Here is an 18,249-nt window from a genome sequence, read left to right on the forward strand (position 1 = left end):
GATGACGCTAAAGTGACGCTTTTCACGTCTTTGATACTTTTCTTTACCGGCTTGCTAAAGCCGGGTTCCCAAAATGCCCGCACACCGCCTTTGGATGAAAAGCGGCGCTTCTGGACGCGCGGTAAATTTCGATCGTACGGCCATAAATCACGATGAAAATGCAGATATACAGCGCCCACATGGTAATGCCGATAAAGAGCGACTGGAACCACAGGCCGAACAGCGGCCCCAGGTCCATATCCATCAGCCGGGACTCCATATCGGTCATAACAGCGGAGATGTCGATGGAAGCGTCCGAGCCGATGATGCCGGACGCCTGGGCCACCACGCTTTGGGCCATATCGAACACGGCCATGACGAGGTTCCAGGTGTTGGTGACGAGCAAAATCGCGGCGGCGGACTTGAACACCCATTTGAAGATCATCCAGGTGTCCACATCATGCAGGTTGTTGCGGTCGGTAATCATCTGGATCAGCTCCAGCGTCATCACGATGGCCAGGATCACGCCAGCAATCGGCACCATGATGGAGTTGGAAAGGTTCTGGATCATACTGAAAATGCTGCCGTTCCACCCCTGCGGGGTCTGGCCCACCTGCGTGGCGATGTCCGCGACCTGCTGGTTCACACTGTCGAACATCCCCGTTAAGTTTCCCATGATGCCGCCCACCAGCATCTCTTTCAGCCAGTTGGTCAGGGCATCCAATAAGAAATCCATACGGTGTCAAACCTCCTTTCAGCCCCTCCCGCTGTGCGCGGGAGGGGACGAGGATTTCAGCGGGGTACGATCAGACGGTGAACAGGCCGGACAGCAGCGGTACGAGGACCATGCCAACGATGGCGACGCCCGCGCCGGCCATCAGCTGTTTCATGCCCTGGCTTTTTATTGATGTGCGATAAAGAAGCAATAGAAGTGTAAAAAATTTTGCCGTTCCTATCCGGCACTTGGCCATTGTGTCGGATAGGTCGGGCGTTAGGCTTCGGGCAAGTCAATCTTGCCGACAAAGCTGTAATAAATCTCAATGTCCTGCCTGCGGGTGCCGTTCTCGTCATAACTGCACTCATGCACGACGATTTTCTCAATCATCTCCCGCAAGAGGGTGGGGGTAAGTTCCTCAAAGGCAAGGTGCTTTCGGACGATACCCATAAACTTTTCCGCGTTGACGGTGGCGGCCTGCGACTTGTCCAGTTCGGCCTGCAAAGCGGCGGCGCGGTCTTTCAGTTCCCGCTGTTCCTGCTCATAGTCTGCCGACAGTTCCATGAAACGCTCGTCGCTGATTTTGCCGTTCACATTGTCCTCATACAGCCGCTTGATAATGCGGCTCACTTCGGCAATGCGCTCCTGTGCCTGTTCAAGCTGCTTGGTGGCTGCGGCGGTCTTTCTCTTGCCGCCGATCTCGTTCTGCTGGATAAGCAGCTTCACAAAGCGGCTCTCATGCTTGGCGGCATACTCGGTCACTTGCCGGAGATTGGAGAGGACACCGGCGGTCAACAGGTCGGTGCGGATAAAGTGCGCCGTACAGTCGCGGGTTCGCTTCTTGTAGCTGCCGCAGATGTAACAGTCCTGCTTGCGGTTCTTGTTCTGATACCGCTGCTGGTACATCACATGGCCGCAGTCGGCGCAGAACAGCATACCGGAGAACAGTCCCACTTCATCATAGCGGTTCGGGCGTTTGCGCTGCTTGCGTAACTCCTGCACGCGCTCCCATGTTTCCCGGTCTATGATAGGCTCATGGTGGTTCTCAAAAACAGCCTGCTTCTCCACGGGGTTCTCTACACTGTGCTTGACCTTGTAAGAGGGCTTCTCCGTCTTGAAGTTTACCAGACAGCCGGTGTACTCCCGGTTTTCGAGGATATGAACGACGGTGTTCGTCGCCCATTTGCACTCATAGCCGGGGTGGTAGCGGCGTGTGCTGCCCGTCCTGCGGTATTCCAGCGTCCCCGGCGTGGGGATTTGCTGCTCCGTAAGCATACGGGCAATCTTGGTCGGGCCATTCCCGGCAAGGCAAAGCTGGTATATCTGCTGGACAACCGGCGCGGTTTCCTCGTCAACGAGATAGTTCTCGTCTTCGTCCATGAGGTAGCCATATACCGGCTTGCTGGTAACAGGCTTTCCACTCATGCCTTTTGCTCGTTTTACTGCCTTGATTTTCTTGCTCGTATCTCTCACCAGCCATTCGTTGAACAGATTTCGCAGAGGGGTAAAATCGTTGTCCATGCCGCCGTTTGCGCTGTCCACATTGTCGTTGACAGCGATAAAACGCACTCCCTTTTGGGGGAACAGCATTTCCGTGTAAAACCCTACCTGCAAGTAGTTTCGCCCTAACCGGCTCATGTCCTTGACTATGACCGTACCCACTTTCCCGGCTTCAATGTCTGCAAGCATGGCTTGAAAACCGGGGCGCTGGAAGTTCGCGCCGGAGAAGCCGTCGTCGGTGTACCAGCGCAGATTGGTAAAGCCGTTCTGCTTTGCGTAGGTTTCCAAAATCCTTTTCTGGTTCGATATGGAATTGCTCTCGCCTTGCAACTCGTCCTCATGGGACAATCTCGGATAAAGGGCGGTAATGAGGTTTTGGGTGGCTTGTCTTAACATAAAATCCTCCGTTTCCGACAGCCAGCCCCACTATTCCGTAGCTTTATTGTACCACGGAATAGCGGGGGCTGTATAGCGGTAAAAGTGTAAAATCTGCTTCTTTATGGTTTGTCAAATTGCCGATTTTTGTGTAGCAGCTAACGACTATATCAGATTGACAGTAGCCGCATTGAATGGTTTATGATATACTTCTCTATAATTCCACAATGAAAAGAGGTTTGTTATGAAAACTCGTGAAATAGTCATTCGCCGTTGGTTTGATATGTGGCTGCAAAAGAAAGATTTGGGTATATCTGAGATGTTTTCAGATAATGCCGTCTACATCGAAAGTTGGGGGCCGGAATATCACGGCTCTGCAAAAATCAAACTTTGGTTTGACGAATGGAATACCCGCGGCACTGTTCTTCAATGGGATATAAAGCAGTTCTTTCACAAAGAAAATCAAACTATGGTTGAATGGTACTTCAAAAATCAGATGAATGATGGGAAGGTTGAAGCATTTGACGGAGTCTCCCTTATTGAATGGACAAGTGATGATAAAATCTTGTTTCTCAAAGAGTTCGGCTGCAACATCAATAACTATGACCCTTATCAAAATGGCTCCGTTCCACAATTTAATGGCGAAACTTCTCCGTGGTTCTAAAATCTGTGTTTAGCAGTCTATTTTCACGGCCACGCTCTCCGGCGTGGCCGCTTTTTCCATGCCCCGGCTCACGCCGGATAAGTTGGCTCCTGTGTAGCAGCGGCTTCCGCTTCCAGTACCCGCGCCATTTTGTCGGCGGCGGTTGTGGTGGTGTCTTTCTTGAAATAGCCGGACACGACAAGGACGGAATTGCCCATGCGAATTTCCGTCACGCAGTCGGGGCGGCGGGCGGTGCGGGTGTCGTGCTGCTTGTTATCTGCCATAGGCAATACTCCTTTCAGTCGGTAATCAGTTTCTTCATGCTCTCCATTTTCCGCTGCGCGGTTTCCTGCCGGAAGTTGTCGCCGGTAAAGCGTACCGGGACGCACATAGAAAGCAGGCGGTCATAAATCCGGGAATGGGCGGTGTCATCCGGGTTCCGCAGGTCGTCCAGCGTGAGGTTGGTCGTGACGATCAGCGGCTTGCCGCTGCGGTAACGGCTGTCAATCACATTGAAAACCTGTTCCAATCCGTACTCGGTGCCGCGCTCCATGCCGAAGTCGTCAAGGATAAGCAGCGGGTAGCGGCAAAGGCGGGAAATGTATTCGTTGCGGTTCTCAAAGCTGGCGGCAAGGTCGTTGAGGATAAGGGCAAAGTTCGTCATGTGGACGGGGATTTCTTTCTCCATGAGGGCGTTTGCGATACAGCCCGCAAGGTAGCTTTTCCCGGTTCCCACGCCGCCCCAGAACAGGCAGCCGATATTGTCGGCTCGCATATCCTCCCAGTGTTCCACATACCGGCGGGCAATCCCGGCCTGCGGGTTCCTGCCGTTGTCGTTCTCAAAAGTCCAGTCCCGCATGGTGGGGTCGGTAAAGCCCCGGCGTTTCAGTTCCTCCACGGTGTCAAGGTGCCTGCGCCGCTTCTCGGCGGCCTCCCGTTCCTCGCGGGCGGCTCTCTGACAGTCGCACTCTGCCGGGTGGCGGTCACGGCCAAAGATAGCGGCCTTATCCGGCGCAAAATAGGCTTCTTTCGGCTTGCGGCACTTGCCGCAGTACAGTAAACCGTCCTCGCCGGTGTAGTCCTCCGGCTCCGGGGTGGCAGTCGTCATATTCTCCAAAACAGCGTTGATTTCGTTCTTCATAAACTCTCGCCCTCCTTGCATGAGTAGTCTGGTATGCCCTTTTTCGGGGCGCCCTTTTTGTCGTTCCCCGCCCATATCCGCAGGGCAGCGGCATAGTTCTGATAACTTTTCCCGTTGGCGGCAAGGTAGCGGCTCATCTCCTCGATAAACCGTTCCAGCCTGTCGGGGTATTCTACCTGCAACTCGTCGTATTCGGTCTGTGACAGAAAAATATTCTGGTATCGGCCATAGGGCGCGGGCGGCTCCCCACTCACTCCCTTTGTTTGGCTCTCTGTAAGGTTGTTTATAGTAGTTTGGTTAGGGGACGGTTTTCCGACCATCATAAGGTCGGTTTTCTGACCATCAGTAGGACGGTTTTCCGGCTCTATGAGGGTCGGATTTCCGGCCATCAGTTGGTCGGAAAACTGTACCTGTGGTACTCGCGGCACTTTCACATATAGCCGGTTTGGTGCGGAGAAGCCGCCCCGTTCCCGTTCCAGCAGCCCCGCCATGTCCAGTTCATTCAGCGCACCCTTTATGGTGGTGCTGCCTTTATCCAGTATTTCGGCTATCTCCGCGATTGGATAGATAATATATATCCTGCCCTCATCGTCCTGCCACTTGTTCTTCTGGGAGAGTGTGGAACGGTCTAACAGCAGCGAATACAGCAGCTTGGCGGTCTGGGAAATCTCCATTTTCAGCAGGAAACGGGGGTAGGGCAGATAGATAGGCAGCGGCGTGTCTGCCATGATATAATCAGCGATAGTATCACCTCCCTGTGTTTGGGTTGATTTTGGCGGTTTGTCACGCATTAGAACGCCGTTTCCGGGGGAAAAGGATAAATGTATCAAGCCCCCGTTGAGGGCGGGCAAAAAACCCTTGATTTACAAGGGTTTGACAGCCCCTAAATGCGTAGAAAGGTGGTAGCGTTTGCGCTGTCGCTCGGCTTCTTTGCGGCGGCGTACTCTGGCGGCGCAGTCGGGGCAGTATTTCCCCCGGTTGGATTTGGGGACAAATGCCGCCCCGCAGACCGCACACCGTTTCCGGCTCCCCCGGTACAAAAGGGCTGCGGCCAGTTCCCCGTCAAGGGGCAGGACAGCCACATGGAACCAGCGGCACATGAGGGAAAGGGAAATGCTCTGGACGCACACGCAAGGCTCCCCGTCGTCTAACAGCAGGCAGTTCCCCCCGTCGTAGTTACAGCATTCATGCACCAGCCGCCGCGCCCGCCGGTGCTGGCGGTAGTCCATTCTCGGTAACTTATCGCTCATGGCTCTGCTCCTTTCTGCGGTGGGCTTCCTCCCGGCGCAAAATCTGGTCGATGTTCCGCTTGACGGTCTGCAACTCCTTGAACCGCTGTTTCTGTTCGTGGTAGGTGTTATACAGGCCGTCTTTCTCGGAAATAAGCTGCTCGATCTCGGCCTGCAACGCTTTCCGGGCGGGCAGCTTGGTAATGCCATGCGCCTTGAAATACCGGGCGGCGGCTTCGGCTATGATAAAATCGCTCTCGTTTGTCTGCCGGTAGGCGGCGCGGGCTTTCTCGGATTTCTGCGCTCTCAGCCCGTCGCGGGCGGGCTTGGTCTTGGCGTAGGCAAGTACCTGTCGCTGCAACTCCTTTTTCCCTTGTAGCTTGGTTTCCAGTGCTTTCAGTTCGCCGCTGGTCTGGCGCATTTCCTGATAGGCGGTATCAACGGCGGCTTCTAACTGCTCCGGGGAAGTAAAGCCGTATTCCTGATACACATTCAGCGTCGCGGCCATTTGTTTGAGGTTGTGCATGGTCGCCCAGCGTTCATAGCCCCGGCCTTTGCCCTCGGCCAGTTTCTGCTCAATGTCAACAAGCCGCTGCACACCGTCCTGTTTCGGGGCGGTTTGTGGGGCTTTTGTGGGCTGTATGCCGGTTTCCCCATGCCGGGGGTATTCGGGTATGGCTGCGGCCTTTTCTGTGGCTCTGGCGGCGTTCTGCTCCAAAACGGCAAAGACAGCGGCGCGGTCAAAGTCGTCACCCAGCTTTCGGGCGGTAATGGGCTTTGTCCTGTCCCGCGTGAGATAGGATAGCCGCCCCCGGCTCTCCTTGACGGCCACGCCCTCCCGCAGCAGCAGAGAGGAAAAGTCCTCGAATGAGGTCGCCGCAGACAGCGCGGCGCGTATGGTCTGCCGCAGCTTCTCCTTGTTCGTTTCAAACTTGGTCTGCCGGGGCGTGATACCGTCTGCAATCATGGGGGCGTTCTGCTTGTCCAGCGCGGCCTGTCCCTTTTTCTGCGCCCAATACTCCCGGTCTGTGACGCGGTTCTTGCTGCCGTTCAAGAGGTCGATTTGGTAAAGCCCCTCCCGGTGGCACATTTCCATGACTTCGGACTTGAAGTAGCGCAAGGCAGCGTCGGTACAGCGGTGCTTGCAACCGGCTTTCGTGTCGGCTGGCCTGTCCATGTAGGGCAGGAACGGGACTTCCTCTATCCGCAGGCTGTTAATGACGATATGCACATGGATATTGCCGCTGTGGTTATGCCCGTCCGGGTGGGTGCATACAAGGGCTTGGTGGCCGGGGAAATGCTCGGCGCAAAACTTCTCACCCAATTCCTGCGCCCGGTCTACGGTCAAGCCATTGTCCGGGCCGTCCCGTGGGTCAAAGCTGATGATATAGTGGTGGCTTTTCACATCTTCCCGCCGCTGGTTCTTCCCATAGCGGAGATTTGCCCGCATACACGCAACGGCAAAATCCTCGCCGCCGCAGTTCAGTGTGGACAGCCGGTAGTCCTCGCGGGGGATAAGCCTGCCGGTTTCATCAAGGACGGGCTTCATAGTGAACTCGTCATGCTCAAAAATCAGGTATTGCTCGGCGGCTCCGTAGTCGGCGTTTTTAGAGTTGATATGCTTGAGTGTTGCCAACTGCGTCACCTACTTTCTTGAGGACTTCATACTTGAGGGCGGCAAGGTCGGCTATGGCGGCGCGTACCTCGCCGGACAGCGCATTGTAGGGTGCGCCGTACTCGTTCAGATACCGGGCAATCTGATTAAGGTTGCCGCCGATCCTGCCGTACTCGGCGGCCAGCTTTCCGACAGCGGAGAGCAGTTCGTCATTGACCGCCGACACATGGATAACGGGGCGTATGGTCGCCCGCCGTATCGCCTGCCGGAGAAATTCCGACTGGCTGATACCATAGGGCGCAAGCCGCGCTGTGAAGTTGGCGTATTCATCTTCGGACAGCCGGGTTTTCACAACCCGGCTGCGGTGGGGCGTGTTGTATCGCTTCGGCATGGGCTGTAAACCTCCTTTCACTTATCACAAAAAATGCTCTTATCTGTTAGCCATTTCCGGGGCGAAAGAGAGAAAAACTTTTCGCCGGACGGAAATCTTTTTTGCGGCGCAAGCCGCATAGCAGGGTTTGGGGAAGGCACTCCCCAACAAGTTTCCCGCGAGGGGCAAAACCGCAGAATTGCGGATTTTGGCACCGTGGTAGAAACTTGCTCTTAGTAAGCCGCAGACTGCCCCTGTCCGGGCTTTTCCGTACATAGAGCGAACGGGGCGGGGCTTTCAGCCCGCTGTGCGCGGTCTTTTTTTTCTTTCGCCAAAGATACATTCAAAAGGCCGCCAGCTACCCGCTGTCCGGGGATTTTTCAAATTTTCTTTTGCCTTAGTAATCCGGGAAACAGGATTTTGGCAACCTACGGGGCAGAGAATTTTTCCTTTCACTCCCTACAACACTGCGTTTTGAAATTTGCCAAACGGAGCAGGCAGCTTTTTCTGGCTTCACCTACCTACTACGGGTGACTTTGCGATTTTGCCAAATGGACAACAAAAAAAGCAGCAAATCTTTTTCAGACTTACTGCTTTCACTGGCCGCTGGTGGGCGGCTGGTATTCAGTTTTGGGGCTTATCGGTCAAAGCGAAACTTGAATAGTGCGGAGATTAGCTGCTGCTTCACATATTCCTCAACCTCGGCGTTAACCTGACCGTGTACTTTGGAAAAGTAGCGGATATATCCGGCATAGTGGGAAAGGACGGTGTCGATTGCGTCCGGGTCGCCCTCATGGGCTTTGACGATTGTTTCATAGGGGAGAAGTTTACTCATGGTCTTTTCCCTCCATGAGCCGCCGTAGCCGCTGCAAGGCAAGCTGGATATGCCGCCCCGCTGTGCTGCGTGTCCGGCCAATATGTACGCCGATCACTCGCTGCGGCTGGCGCAGGAAATAGTAACGGAAAATCTCTTCCTGTGTCTGCTCCGGCAAGAGGGCAAGGGCGGCGGCAAGTTCCGCATGGTACAGAACGGCGGTCTGGCCGCAGGCGGTAAAAAGATATTCTTCAAGCTGCTCCGGTTCGGCAAGCTGGACAAACTTCTCATTCATCAGATAGTCAAGAGAAACTTCCCGTTCCCACCTCCGGCGCAGCTTTAAGATTATATCTATGGCTGCGTGACGAATGACAATCTTGCAAAAGGCATTGAATGTGTACTGGATATGCACTTTGTAGGCTTCATCTTCGGTCATGGAAATTCCCCCTCTCTGAATAATAGTGCGGGGCGGCAGCACTCCTTGCTGTCGCCCCTTGATTGCCTATCTGCAAAGGCGGGCGGGGCTGTCAACGGCGGCGCATATGCGCCGTTCATCTTGACTGTTGACTGGCTCGGCTGGCTTTGCCATTTGAGTGTAATTGCTTATTCTTTTTTTATTTGCAGACTTTTGAGGTAGAACGCCTGCTCCTCCCTTTTCTCTGGCTCACTCTCAAAAGGGTTATGCTGTCTAATTCATTCGTTGTCTTACTATTTCATACATCATTATAGATGCAGCACAACTGACATTGAAAGAACTGGCATAGGAATCTTCAGCCATAGGAATCGTACATAAAACATCACAATATTCCTTAAATGCCTTATTTAATCCCATGGTTTCATTTCCCATCATTAACATAACCGGGGTTTTCAAGTCCTCATGATAGATAGGCTTTTCGTGGTGGGCTGTTGTGCCTATGATCTTAAAGCCAGGGTATTTTATTCTAAGGCTTTCAACGAATTTATATAAATCCTCATTGTGAATGATTCGAATCACCGGAAGATTGAAAAAAGAACCCATCGCCGAAACAATTACATCAGGCTCATACAAATCAACCGCATGTCCAGTAATTATCAACATATCTACTCCCAACGCATCACATGAACGTATCATCGTACCTAAATTTCCTTTATTAGAGGGCCTGTCAAATAACACAATAAATGGATTGGAAGATAACGCAACATTTTCTAACCTGTCTTCCCTCATTTCAATAATAGCCAATAATTCAGAAGTTTCTTCTTTTCCACTTAATTCCTTTAGCAACTGTGCCGTAAGAGTATAATTGACTTCTGTTTTTACTGTTTCTATCATATGTTTTGCCCAGCCTGACAGATTATTCTTGTCATAAATAAAAGAAATAATCTTCCAGTTATTTTTAACCGCTTCATTTAAACTTCTTACGCCTTCAACAATAAATTGATTATATTTATATCTTTTATTTCGATTATGCTTCAATACTTCAAATCTCTGGTAATCATTATTTTTATTCAATATAGAAACAACTTTCATTTCAATACCTGCCTCATCATACTTTGGTTTTCGAATTTTTCACCCATTGTAAGCCCATTTTTGAAAAAATAAGGGAAAATGATTTCCCGGTTTTTCTGTGGCAGGGATAACAGGACGGCGGCAAGTTTTCCATTGGTGAGGATAACTGCCTGACCGCATATCGTTATAGGGTGTTCTTCATGGGGTGCTTCAAAATATTCGTCTGTTGTGCCTAAAGGGTAAAACTTTTCTTCTGTGAGGTATTCAAGGGATATTTCTTTTTGCCGCCGTCTGCTCCTGTCACGCCATGCGTTGATAGCCGCATAGTGTATGACGGTCTTGCAAAGCCATTGAACGTGTACATGATGTGTTCTTTGTATGCTTCTGTGCAAGGCATAGATGATTCCCCCTTTCTCCCACATAGGGCGTTGTATGGTTGACGGGTTTCATTTATAATATCAGAGGGCGGCAGCACCCCTTGCTGTCGCCCCTTGATTGCCTACCAGCAAAGGCGGGCGGGGCTGTCAACAGCGGCGCATATGCGCCGTTTATCTTGACTGCCCGCTGGCTCGGCTGGCTTTCCTATTTGAGTGTAATTGCTTATTCTTTTTTTGTTACTGGAATCCAAATTTCACTGTATGCGTAGTTGGGCTTTTTGTCGTCCATTTTTGTAAAAGAGAAAGAAAACGGCTCTGCCAGTTCATAATCTGCCGTCATAAACCATTCGGAGTAGATTCTTGCCATTGTATCCTGCAAAGTAAACGGGAAGATTCCTTCATTTGGAAAAACCGCCCACGTATGAGCTTTAACAGGAAATGTGTCCAGATTACTGCTAATGTCATTTTTAGTTGTTAAAACTCCAATTAAATGCGTTAATTCACCAGCTTCTTCAAGAAAGTTCGTATCTGATTCATAGGAAACATTTACAGTTTCATATGGCTCAATGTTTTGCAACCGGTGCATTTCTTCTTTCTGTTCCTGTGTTATGCTTTGTGCCAGTTCCAAAATAGCGTTGTTTACTCCCTCATATTGTAACGGCACTCGTTTACTTACACCTGCAAACGTAAAAGCAGGTTTTTCAACAATTTTATATTCCATTAAAGTTCCTCCCTTCATAGTTACAACAAATTGTAACTTTTGGCATGATTTACATTGTTTCAACTTTGCGACTTGTGACGGTAAGATACCGCTCCATTTTTTAAAGGCACGTGTAAATCCGTCTACGGATTGATACCCATATTGATAAGCGACATCTGTTACCTGCGCCCCCTGCAACAATTCTTTGTTAGCTTCTGAAAGTCGTCTGTTTTTTACATACTCATTCAGCGTCATATTGGTAAGCGCAAAAAATATTTTTCTAAAATGATAATCTGAAACATTTATATGCTCAGAAATCTTCTCAAGTAAAAACTCGTCCTCCAGGTGCGCTTCAATATAGTCCATCGCGTCATTCAATTTCTTTAACACATTGCCCCTCCTTCCGAATAGGAATATCACAATTTAGAAAGATATGCTCGACATTAGCATACAAAATTAGTCGGGTTATAAATAAAGGCCGTTTGCTCAATATAAGTTTACACAAAACCGACTTGAAAACAAAACTAACATAGACTCTCCTTATATTCAAAGATTTTTATCCGTGATAACGCACAAAATATTACGTTATTTTCTGAAACATATGCCGAACCTTATCTAAACGGCTGTTAGGACGGCGTGGCTGCAATACAGGCTCCCCGGAAATTTCTTGGTACCCTTTTAATTCGGTAAGGCAGACGCTTCTCCCATTTGTATAAAAATTTAAATCATTCCTATATTCGCCGATGCAGCGGGCGGGGATTTCTCCCGTAAAAATAACTTCATCATTTTTAAGCAAGGTTGATTCAATCACTGCACAATACTTCGGTGCGTCATTATAAGCCCGTGAAATATATTCCTGCGGTGCAAAAAGGGTAAAGGAAAGGTATGGTTCCAATAATTGTGTTCCTGCTCTTTTCAATGCCTGTTCTAACACGATAGGAGCAAGGGAACGAAAATCTGCGGGGGTACTAACTGGACTGTAATAAACTCCATAGTCAAAACAAATTTCACAATCTGTCACTTCCCAACCGTATAAGCCTTGCTCCATTCCATAACGCACCCCTTCCATAACGGCATTTTGAAAACTTTGGTTTAAATAGCCGAGAGATACTTTGCTTTTAAACCGGGTTCCACTTCCGGCAGGAAGTGGCGTTACAGTTAAGCCAATGGATGCCCAAAACGGATTCGGCGGCACTTCAATATGAATCGTGTAACTGGCTGTTTTTAATGGCCTTTCCAGATAAATGACCGTAGGTTCTTTCACATTTATGTTCACATGGTATCGCTCTACTAACAGAGAGCATACAACCTCTAACTGGACTTTTCCTAAAAAAGAAATGATGATTTCATGCGTTATCGTATCCACATAGTAATGCAACAGCGGATCTGTATCTGCAATTTCCGTCAGGGCATTCAGCAGGAGGTCTCTTTGTTCCTGATTTTGCGGCTCCACCGTCGTCCGAAGCAAAGGAATCGGATTTTTTTCCCATGCCTTGCGCGGCAAAAGTTCTACATTTCCGAGAGTATCATTCAGCTTCAGAGTGTCATTGGTCAAAATAACAATTTCTCCGCAACAGGCTGTGTCCGCCGGTATAATCTCTCCGTTTGACGGAATCCTCATTTCTGTGATTTTTAGTTTTTGATTTTGGGGCAGGAGAATCGTATCCCGTAAATGAAGTGTCCCGCTGTATAACCGCAAATAAACGAGCCGCTTTTTCTGGTCTGTGTACTCGATTTTAAAAACGCTTCCGCATAGCTCGGATTGATCGTTGTCCGCACCAGAAGTAAATGTTTCTGCAATCACTTCAATCAGCTTTTCAGTTCCGATATTGTTCTTTGCACTCCCATGATAAATAGGAAACAGGGAACCGTTTTGCATTCTTCTGCATTTCTCCCTCTGTAAATCTTGTATTTTCAAAGGTTCCCCCGCAATATATTTTTCCAAAAGTTCATCATTTCCAGCAATAATAGAATCCCATTTTTCTATATCCTCAATGTCTGTCAGAGACACTTCCGGAGTGAGCGAAACATCTTGCATAACCATGACATCATCAGAAAGTTTTTCTCTGATATTTTGATAAACGCTCTGTAAGTCAATGCCCTCCTGGTCTATCTTATTTACAAAAATAATCGTTGGGATTTTCATTTTCTGGAGCGCATGGAACAGTACCCGTGTTTGTGCCTGCACGCCGTCCTTTGCGGAAACTACTAAAATTGCTCCGTCAAGAACAGCAAGTGAGCGATATACTTCCGCCAAAAAGTCCATATGGCCGGGGGTATCGACAATATTGATCTTATAATTCTTCCAGCCGAAAGAAGTGACGGCCGTTTGAATGGTAATCCCACGCTGGCGTTCCAACAGCATGGTGTCTGTCCGCGTTGTTCCCTTATCTACACTCCCTAATTCCGGAACGGCTCCGCTGGTATAGAGCAGGCTTTCTGTCAAAGTCGTTTTTCCTGCGTCTACATGAGCAAGAATGCCGATATTGATTATTTTCATGTGTTTGTCCTCCATTCAGCCCCCAAAGGGCATAAAAATCCCCAGCAGCAAAATACTTTTACCGCTGGGGATATAGCGAATAGACATACACATACATACAACGCACTGCAAGCAGCGGTCGCTCTTTTGATATGTCAAATATATAAGGCAAAAGTATTCTTAAAAAGGGTACAAAAAACTAAGCCCCTTGCAAGGGACGGTTACAATTCTTTGTTCCCACTATTTGATTATAGTTAATTAAGAATACCTTGCCGCATATTTTTAACTCCTTACTTGGAATAGAAATATTATAGCATATCGGCATTGAAAAAGAAAGTCCTGAAACAAAATTTACGGAATAGTAGGCTGCTGTCTATCAATCTCTTGTGTGTTTCTTTATGACACATGAGCATTCGCACCGGGGTTGTCGTTGCCGTAACCTTCCAGCAGGTTGATGACACCCCAGATGCCGAGACCAGCGCCCAGAGCGATAACGAGGGTCTGAAGAACGGTGATAGCCTGATTGAAAAATGCCATAAATTATAGTTAGCCGGAATCATTTGAAAAGTTTGATTTAGTCATTCATAGGCATACAAAAGCCGGAACAATCGGCACCCGGTTTCCGGGGCCTGATTCCGGCTGTCCTCCTTTTTTCATTATTTTTTGGTGATTGTCCGCTTTGTACGCCGATGGCCCCATCCGGGGCGGTTGAGGCGGATAGATACGATCACTCCTATTACAATAAATTTGGACAGGAAAGCCGGACAGCCAGTCCGGCTTTCCCTCCATCTCGTGCCTAAGCTACAATGAGAGGAGCAACTGGCTGACCAATCACTCCTTGGGCTTGTATGTCCGTGTGAAAGACTGTTAGCCATCCTCTCGTTGCAGCGTTCGATTTAAGCAGGTTGAACCACCGGATGTCGGAGAGTTCGTGTCACACAATAGATTGAATCGGCAGCGAGAAAAGATGGATTCCGGTTGCAGATTCTTTGTATTGGAGGAATGTGAATGAACTGCGTTGGCATCGATGTTTCCAAGGGTAAGAGCATGATTGCAGTCATGCGGCCCTTCGGAGAGGTAGTGGTTTCACCCTTTGAAGTACGTCACACCGCCAATGAACTGAGCGAGCTGGCAGGACTGCTCAAAAGCCTGGACGGCGAGACCCGTGTGGTGATGGAATCCACGGGTAATTACCATGCTCCGGTGGCCTGGCTGCTCCACGACGCGGGCCTTTATGTCTCGGTAGTCAATGCAATGCTGGTGCATGACTACGGAAACAACAGTTTAAGACGGGCCAAAACCGACAAAAAGGATGCCGTAAAGCTGGCCAACTACGGTCTTGACCACTGGCTCACATTGCCGAGATATATCCCGGAGGAGGATACCCGACTCATGCTGAAAATCTGCTACCGGCAGTACCAACAGTATTCCAAAGTTCAGACCATGCTGAAGAATAACCTGATCTCCCTGCTGGACACCACCTTCCCAGACGCAAATCGCTTGTTTACCAGTCCGCCCCGCGCCGATGGCAGCGAGAAGTGGGTGGACTTTGTCGCTACTTTTTGGCATTGCGAGTGCGTTTGTGGCCGGTCTGAGAAGGCCTTTACTACCCAATACCAGAAGTGGTGCAGAAAGCACGGCTACAATTTCAGCGAGGATAAGGCGCTGGATATTTATGCCTCTGCTTGCAGACACTTCGGTGTCATACCGAAAACGGATACGGCAAAACTTTTGGTAGAACAGGCCATTTCTCAACTCCAGACAACTTCTTCCGCGTTAGCTGCTCTCAAACAGGAGATGCAATCCCTGGCAGCTTCTCTGCCGGAGTATCCTGTAGTGATGGGGATGTTTGGTGTTGGCCCAACCCTCGGCCCTCAACTCCTGGCTGAAATTGGCGATGTACGCCGTTTTCATTCCAAAAAAGCGTTGGTTGCCTTTGCGGGTATTGACGCCCCGCCCTACCAATCCGGTCAAATAGATGTCCGTAGCCGTAGCATTTCCAAGCGAGGATCTGCCTCACTGCGCAGGACGCTCTTTCTGGTGATGAGCGTCATCCTGCAATGTGCTCCAATAGACGAGCCGGTGTACCAGTTCATGGACAAGAAACGCTCTGAAGGCAAGCCATATCGTGTCTACATGATGGCCTCTGCCAACAAGTTCCTGCGCATCTACTACGCTTCTGTGAAAGCCTACTTGGAATCCCTGGAGCACGACTGATTTTTACACTCTATACCATCTGGCTGGCCGCCGTTTTAATTTTGAGATGCTCAGCGGCTTGATTTTGTATTGCATTTTTTCGCCTCCCTAAAAATCTGAAATTTCTACTTGACTTTTATTAGCAGGTCTTTCACAGCGGAACAGATTTAAGCGCCCTCTGCGTCTACTTCGTACACATCGTAGACCTCGTTGGGTTTGAGCTTGAGCCGGGTGGACAGGAACGCCTCGATGTCAAAGGCGTTCTTGGGGTCCGCGTCGGCGGTGTACGGGTAATTGGGGTGCTTGGTGATGTCGTACTTGTCCGAGAGGAAAGGACGCACACCACGCAGCTGGAGGATGCACTTGCCGCCGTCCATGACGGCCAGTTCATCCTGGCTCATAAGCTCTTTGCCGAGCTTCTGGTAGTTGAGAAAGTGGGAGGTTTCCCGCCCACGGCTCTCCCCGGTGTTGTAGGTGTCGATGGTCTCCTTGCCCAGCACGGCGGCCAGCTCCTTGAGGGTGGTCGGCTCCTTGCCGCCCAGGAAGATGGAGGTATCCATGTTGCCGATGATGGTATCGGCGTTGTCCTTGTAGATGGCTTTCAGCTGGGACTGTGCTTGCAGCACCAGGCAGGCGGAAATCTCACGGCTGCGGATGGTGGCGACCAATTTCTCCAGCTTGGGAATCTGGCCGATGTTGGCGCACTCGTCAATGAGACAGCGCACATGAACCGGCAGCCGCCCTCCGTACACATCGTCCGCTTTTTCGCAGAGCAGATTGAACAGCTGGGTGTAGCACATGGAGATCAGGAAGTTAAAGCTATCGTCCGTGTCGCTCATAATGAGGAACAGGGCGGTTTTTTGGTCTCCCAGGGTGTCCAGCTCCAGCTCGTCGTAGGAAGTGACCTCCCGCAGTTCCGCAATATCGAACACGGCAAGACGCGCGCCGCAGGAAATCAGAATGGATTTTGCGGTTTTGCCCGCAGCCAGCTTGTACTTCTTGTACTGGCGGACGGCGAAGTGGTTAGGCTTCTCCGCCTCCAGCGCGTCAAACATCAGGTCCACCGGATTCTTGAACTCCTCGTCATCCTCCCGGACCTCCATCGCGTTGATGAACTCGATGAGGGTGGAGAAATTCTGTTCCTCCACCGGGGCCTCATAGTGGATATACCCGATGAGGGCGCAGTACAAAAGCGTTTCCGCCTTGACCCAGAAATCGTCCCCGGCCTTGCCCTCGCCCTTGGTATTGGCGATCAGCGTGGTGACCAGCTTCAAAATGTCTTTCTCGCTGTGGATATACGAAAAAGGGTTGTAGTGCATACTTTTTTTGAAGTTGATGGTGTTGAGGACTTTGATCCGGTACGGCTCATAGATGACCTTGCCGCGCTTATCCTTCATGGGCTTGCCGTCCTTGCCCAGCTTGGGGGTGCCGCGCTGGAGCATTTTTCCGCACTCCACCAGGATGGTGCCTTTGGGGTCTGTGACCACATAGGACGAGTGCATCTGCATCAGGTTGGGCTTCAACCAGAACCGGGTCTTACCGGAACCGGAGCCGCCGATTACCAGAACATTTTTATTTCTGGCAGTTTTAGGGTCTTTCGGGCGGCTGTTCATGGTTAGGCTCTCGGTTTTGGTCAGAATCACATTGTTCTGGAATACCGGGTCGATGTAGGGCGCGATGTCCTCATGGGTTCCCCATCGTGCGGACCCGTACTCCATGCCGTGGCGATACTTCTTGGCGTTCTTGCTTTTGAGATAGACCGCCAGCCGCAGGCCAGCGCCACAGCACAGGCCCACCAGCAGGTCCAGGGGGTGCAGGCTGGGCCACCAGCTGGCCAGCGCCACCGGCAGCGTAGAGAAGAACGAGAGCATTTTTGCCGAAGCGTCCGCACCTACGGCCATCCGCCACGCCTCCCCGAAGTTGGTGGCGAACAGCCCCATCAGGATATACGGCATATTCAGCAAAAGGAGTTTCTTGATGTCCAGCTGCTTTTTCATCGTTCCAGCTCCTTCCGCTTGTTCCGGTCCACGACGGCGTGTTTCACCAGCTCTTTGAACTGGTTCAGCTTTGCCAGCACGGACGGGCGCTCGGATTTCTCCGCCTTCCTGACCTTTTTGCCGGTGTACTCGGTAAAGGCAGCGGTCAGGGCATCCGCATCCCGGCCCTTGAAGAAAATCAGGTACTTGGGCGGGGAGCTACTGCGGTCTTTCTTCACCGCATAGTCCACGCCGTACTTCCGGGCGATCTTTTCAAACTCCTTGATGGAGGGGTCGGTGATCTCGATGTTGGAAACGCCCTGGTTTTGGCCGATCAGCTGCTTCACCGTCTGCTTGCCGTGGGGAATCACGGGGGTATCCCGGCTTTTCTGCTTTTGCAGCTTCTTTTCCTTGCGGTGGGCAAGGTACTTGGTGATGGCGGCTTTCAGCAGCCGCCCGGTAAACTTTGTTCCGCTGACTACCAGCGTCAAAGTCCTGTTTTCCACTTCCTCCTGCATTTTTCTCGCCTCCTATTACAATAAATTTGGACAGGAAAGCCGGGCAGCCAGTCCGGCTTTCCCTCCATCTCGTGCCTAAGCTACAATAAGAGGAGCAACTGGCTGACCCTTGCCTCCTTGGGCTTTTATGTCCGTT

At 50.6% G+C, this 18,249-nt stretch carries 16 protein-coding genes and 3 pseudogenes; 2 read left to right on the forward strand and 17 right to left on the reverse strand.

Going from position 1 to position 18,249, the window contains the following annotated elements:
- Positions 1–76: 76 nt before the first annotated feature.
- The 3 genes and pseudogenes from LKD70_RS14030 to LKD70_RS14040 form a co-directional block, all read right to left on the reverse strand.
- Positions 77–715: pseudogene (locus tag LKD70_RS14030) on the reverse strand (VirB6/TrbL-like conjugal transfer protein, CD1112 family); the annotation flags it as partial.
- A 70-nt stretch (positions 716–785) separates the two neighbouring features.
- Positions 786–881 (reverse strand): annotated as a pseudogene (locus tag LKD70_RS18830) (Maff2 family mobile element protein); the annotation flags it as partial.
- An 89-nt stretch (positions 882–970) separates the two neighbouring features.
- The gene (locus LKD70_RS14040; protein WP_117504545.1) at positions 971–2,590 is read right to left on the reverse strand and encodes a recombinase family protein; all 1,620 of its coding nucleotides are present in this window, start codon (positions 2,588–2,590) and stop codon (positions 971–973) included.
- 223 nt (positions 2,591–2,813) lie between these two features.
- Between LKD70_RS14040 and LKD70_RS14045 the strand changes: the two genes are divergently transcribed.
- Positions 2,814–3,233, forward strand: a complete 420-nt coding sequence (locus LKD70_RS14045) for a nuclear transport factor 2 family protein (protein WP_227708564.1) — start codon at positions 2,814–2,816, stop codon at positions 3,231–3,233.
- Between the two features lie 68 nt (positions 3,234–3,301).
- Here LKD70_RS14045 and LKD70_RS14050 read toward each other — a convergent pair whose 3' ends face one another.
- The 12 genes and pseudogenes from LKD70_RS14050 to LKD70_RS14110 all read right to left on the reverse strand — a co-directional run.
- Complete coding sequence (locus LKD70_RS14050; protein WP_079697851.1) at positions 3,302–3,496, reverse strand: transposon-encoded TnpW family protein; 195 nt, start codon at positions 3,494–3,496, stop codon at positions 3,302–3,304.
- Between the two features lie 14 nt (positions 3,497–3,510).
- Complete coding sequence (locus tag LKD70_RS14055; protein WP_227708565.1) at positions 3,511–4,353, reverse strand: ATP-binding protein; 843 nt, start codon at positions 4,351–4,353, stop codon at positions 3,511–3,513.
- Positions 4,350–5,144, reverse strand: a complete 795-nt coding sequence (locus LKD70_RS14060; RefSeq protein ID WP_227708566.1) for a replication initiator protein A — start codon at positions 5,142–5,144, stop codon at positions 4,350–4,352. Before LKD70_RS14060 ends, LKD70_RS14055 begins: the two co-directional genes overlap by 4 nt.
- 72 nt (positions 5,145–5,216) lie before the next feature.
- Positions 5,217–5,603: a cysteine-rich VLP domain-containing protein gene (locus tag LKD70_RS14065; RefSeq protein ID WP_227708567.1), complete on the reverse strand. Its 387-nt coding sequence runs from the start codon at positions 5,601–5,603 to the stop codon at positions 5,217–5,219.
- The gene (locus LKD70_RS14070; protein WP_227708568.1) at positions 5,593–7,218 is read right to left on the reverse strand and encodes a relaxase/mobilization nuclease domain-containing protein; all 1,626 of its coding nucleotides are present in this window, start codon (positions 7,216–7,218) and stop codon (positions 5,593–5,595) included. The genes LKD70_RS14065 and LKD70_RS14070 overlap by 11 nt, the downstream gene beginning before the upstream one ends.
- The gene (locus LKD70_RS14075) at positions 7,190–7,588 is read right to left on the reverse strand and encodes a plasmid mobilization protein (RefSeq protein WP_227708569.1); all 399 of its coding nucleotides are present in this window, start codon (positions 7,586–7,588) and stop codon (positions 7,190–7,192) included. The genes LKD70_RS14070 and LKD70_RS14075 overlap by 29 nt, the downstream gene beginning before the upstream one ends.
- Positions 7,589–8,204: 616 nt before the next feature.
- A complete protein-coding gene (locus tag LKD70_RS14080) occupies positions 8,205–8,402 on the reverse strand; it encodes a helix-turn-helix domain-containing protein (protein WP_070087581.1) in 198 nt (65 codons plus the stop codon).
- Entirely contained in the window at positions 8,395–8,817 is a 423-nt protein-coding gene (locus LKD70_RS14085) for an RNA polymerase sigma factor (protein ID WP_070087582.1), read from the reverse strand. The genes LKD70_RS14080 and LKD70_RS14085 overlap by 8 nt, the downstream gene beginning before the upstream one ends.
- Before the next feature lie 252 nt (positions 8,818–9,069).
- On the reverse strand, positions 9,070–9,888 hold the full coding sequence (locus tag LKD70_RS14090; protein ID WP_070087583.1) for a TrmH family RNA methyltransferase: 819 nt from the start codon (positions 9,886–9,888) through the stop codon (positions 9,070–9,072).
- A gap of 579 nt (positions 9,889–10,467) precedes the next feature.
- Positions 10,468–11,334 (reverse strand): AraC family transcriptional regulator, encoded by an 867-nt coding sequence (locus tag LKD70_RS14100; protein ID WP_070087584.1) that lies wholly within the window; start codon positions 11,332–11,334, stop codon positions 10,468–10,470.
- Between the two features lie 190 nt (positions 11,335–11,524).
- Positions 11,525–13,444, reverse strand: a complete 1,920-nt coding sequence (tet, locus tag LKD70_RS14105; protein WP_070087585.1) for a TetM/TetW/TetO/TetS family tetracycline resistance ribosomal protection protein — start codon at positions 13,442–13,444, stop codon at positions 11,525–11,527.
- 387 nt (positions 13,445–13,831) lie between these two features.
- Positions 13,832–13,960 (reverse strand): annotated as a pseudogene (locus LKD70_RS14110) (Maff2 family mobile element protein); the annotation flags it as partial.
- Positions 13,961–14,431: 471 nt separating this feature from the next.
- Here LKD70_RS14110 and LKD70_RS14115 point away from each other — a divergent pair.
- Positions 14,432–15,640, forward strand: a complete 1,209-nt coding sequence (locus LKD70_RS14115) for an IS110-like element ISEnfa110 family transposase (protein ID WP_002382856.1) — start codon at positions 14,432–14,434, stop codon at positions 15,638–15,640.
- 146 nt (positions 15,641–15,786) lie between these two features.
- Here the strand turns inward: LKD70_RS14115 and LKD70_RS14120 are convergent, their stop codons facing one another.
- Together LKD70_RS14120 and LKD70_RS14125 are read right to left on the reverse strand one after the other, a co-directional pair.
- Positions 15,787–17,616: a VirD4-like conjugal transfer protein, CD1115 family gene (locus LKD70_RS14120; RefSeq protein ID WP_227708570.1), complete on the reverse strand. Its 1,830-nt coding sequence runs from the start codon at positions 17,614–17,616 to the stop codon at positions 15,787–15,789.
- Positions 17,613–18,113 (reverse strand): PcfB family protein, encoded by a 501-nt coding sequence (locus LKD70_RS14125; protein WP_227708571.1) that lies wholly within the window; start codon positions 18,111–18,113, stop codon positions 17,613–17,615. The genes LKD70_RS14120 and LKD70_RS14125 overlap by 4 nt, the downstream gene beginning before the upstream one ends.
- Positions 18,114–18,249: the final 136 nt, after the last annotated feature.

The organism is Ruminococcus turbiniformis (genome assembly GCF_020687545.1).
Taxonomy (GTDB): domain Bacteria; phylum Bacillota; class Clostridia; order Lachnospirales; family Lachnospiraceae; genus Mediterraneibacter; species Mediterraneibacter turbiniformis.